The sequence below is a fragment of the Candidatus Nitrosotalea sp. FS genome (genome assembly GCF_011319475.1).
Taxonomy (GTDB): Archaea; Thermoproteota; Nitrososphaeria; order Nitrososphaerales; family Nitrosopumilaceae; genus Nitrosotalea.
The window spans coordinates 1-3,083 of sequence record NZ_RCMC01000109.1 but is presented as its reverse complement, the minus strand read 5'-3'; the positions used below and the strand labels follow the sequence as shown (position 1 = coordinate 3,083).

The 3,083-nt window shown below is 38.2% G+C and carries 2 protein-coding genes; both read right to left on the bottom strand.

Annotated features, from left to right (window positions below):
* On the bottom strand, positions 1 to 2,089 hold a 2,089-nt coding region (locus DYY66_RS14100; RefSeq protein WP_166286501.1), incomplete at its 3' end, for an MG2 domain-containing protein.
* Between the two features lie 57 nt (positions 2,090 to 2,146).
* Positions 2,147 to 2,828, bottom strand: a 682-nt coding sequence (locus DYY66_RS15995) for a LamG domain-containing protein (RefSeq protein ID WP_394352569.1), incomplete at its 3' end; no start/stop codon positions are given.
* Positions 2,829 to 3,083: the final 255 nt, after the last annotated feature.

Below are 3,083 nucleotides of genomic sequence, written 5' to 3'. Positions count from 1 at the left end.
TATCAGTAAATGTTAGTGAGTCTGGGATGGACCTTTGATATGCTTTTGATGGAGTTGCTTGGTCGTTAAATGTTAGTGAATCTTGGATTGATTTGCCTGTAGTCTTGGTCATTGTATCAGTAAATGTTAGTGAGTCTGAGATTGACGTGGTTATCACTGCTCTTTTTATAGAAATTGCACTAGAAGCCCAAGCTTTAGTTGCTGATAGAGTCCAAGCCATAGTGTTATGAGTACCTGTAGAGTTTATTGAACTTGCAGCACCAACCATTTTTGAAGTCAAAGCAGTACCTGTATTCCATAGTATAGTTTGATTACCTCCTGTGATAGACATTGTAGGATTTGCATTGTTTCCAACTACAATTGTATCAAACACCATGTCTCCAATGGCAGTATTTATTGTATTTTTTATGGTGGCAGACGAACCTGTGATTGTGTGTGTAAAATCTATTGGATTTGCACTCTGGTCTGTTGCATTAAAAATTACAGCACCAACAACTGTACTCTGGGCAGTACCTGTAAAAATCACACATACGTTCTGTGTTACACTGTTTGCAATATTTCCATTACCTAGGTAGTAAATCTCAGATCTTCCCGTAGTTCCTTGAATTGCTGTAGATGTAGAATTGACCAGTGCTGTTGAGCTTCCTTTGCAATTCGTTCCTGATACTCCTGTACCCCATAAAACATTTTTGACTTTTGTCAAGGCTGTATTTTGATTAGATATGGATACTCCAACAGTGAGTAACAATTGTGATCCAGCTGTTGCTAAAGATGGTGTAGTCAGAGTAAAGTTGAGGGTTGAAACGGAGGAACCAGTTGTACTAATGATGGAATTTCCTTTTGGAATAGGATCAACTGCTACATACCATGGTCGTGCTTCGTAAAATGTTGAATTTCCATAATCAATTTCTACTGGTCCCAATGAATATAGCTGTGGAAATACAAGCGGTACAGAATAAGAATATTGGATTAGTGTTTTGTTTCCAATCAAGTTCTTGTTCCAAGTTAGTACCTTGGTATTCCCTACTGTCTGTACATTTGCATCTGTTTTTATATCCAACACAGATGGAACTAATTCCTTGATTGTAACACTGTGCTGATTTACAAATGATGTAATATCCATCTTGACATTAAACGAGTTTGGATTGTTCACCGGGTCTATCTTGCTTTGTGCGGTTCTGACTATGTCAAATGCAAAGTTGTTTTGAACCAAAAATGATGTGCTAAAATCAGTCTTGATTGAATCAGCTATTGCAGTAGCATTAACAGTATAGCTACCCGGTATAGAAGTGACATACTGTGCATTGTATAACCCACATTCTGAGCCAGATACTACACCATTTACAGAAGAGAGAGATGTTATCTGTGAGTTTGGATCCTTTACATTAAGAAGTATATTTGCATCACATACCGGATGTCCACCACTATCCAGTACTACTATTGTCATGTTTGCAGTCTGCCCGGGCTGATAAATGCTCTTTTCAGTGTTTAGGGATACAAGGCCCCATGCGTACTGGCTCTGTGTATCATATGTCTTGCCGTTTTTGACAAGTGTTGTCTTGATTGTATACATTCCAGGCTTGCCGTATCGTCCTGATACCAATTTGATGTCAAACTGACCTTCCTTCATCTTCTTGAACTGGGATTTTATTGGAATCTCTATTCCATCAGGTGCTATGACCTTGATTGATATGACAGTATTTTTCTCAGACCATTTGTCTTGTTGCATTGACTGGGTTGCTGTTTTCTTTATTTTTTTGATATCAGAGTCCTTGAACATTTTGAACTCAAATTCTGGACTTTCAGACATCATGTAGCTGCTCTTTAGATTGGTAATGGTAGGAACTACTGGAAGTGAGCTTGTGTCATTTATTCCAGTACTGTTTGTATCATTGATACCTGTAAGAGATGTAGAGTTGAGTAATTTCTGGATTGCGTCAACCATGGACAAGTTCTCAGGCAGACTAGATGTATGATCTTGTGCTATTACAGTACTGTTTGTTGCCAAGTTTGGTAGTGTATTTTTCTCTACTGGTGAAAACTGCTTGTCACCAAGATATAGTTGATTTATCTGATATGATGACAACAAGGAGTCATAGAGTTTAACGTCTTGAATTGAGCCTGAAAAGAGATTGTTTGTGTTATNATGCACCTATTACAACATCAGAATTGGAAGAAAGCAAGCCAGTAGTCTGATTTTCTATCTTACCAGTTATGGAAATTGTAGAAACCCCAACAAGTGGAATCTTTGATTCTTGTGTACCATTAACATAGATACCAATAGAGGAACCATCGTATGTAGCCACAATATGTGTCCAGTTCTCAGGAATTGTACTATTTGATGTGACTGTATTCCATTTTATTCCATCAAAGACAGAGAAGAAAGCCTTCTTTGATGGCTGGATATTGTTGTTGATACCCAAAATGAAGGAATTTTCCTTGCTGATTATGGTAAACTGAGGTGAGCCTTGACTGTAATCTGGCTTTACCCAAGCAGACAGGGTAAGAGCGGTAAGGTTTTGAGTGGAGGCAACATTCTCCTTGAGGAATTTGTTTCCATCCAGATTCAATCCAGTACTATTATCCAGAGTCTGCTCAATAGTGGTTTTAGCATCAGTGAAATTCCAGGATTTCGAAGGAATTGGGACGATATCATTGGTATTTGTAGCATTGGAAAACTGGTTAAATGAGAGACTTGGAGTGGAACCAGTAGAATTGGATATTACCTGAGTAGCGTTGGAAAACTGGTTAAATGAGAGACGTGGGGCGGAGCCAGTAGAATTGGATGATAAACTAGGGTTTTGTGAAGAAGAGTCGTTGCTTTCCATTGCAAATGCATTAGCAATTGGCAACGGAGAAATTGATAATGGTGATACAACCATTGATGAAATCAGAATAAACAGAAAACAATATGCCGCAAATTTTTGTGTCTTGAAAAAGACAAATTTTTGTCCCTCAGATCTTGCCAAGATATATCCCGAAAGAGGAACCAACACGAGAAGCAATGTTGGATTTTTTTCATTAAAACCATAATGGACTAGTTGAGCGCTTGCTTGTCCAATGGAATCAGATTGTGATGCTAA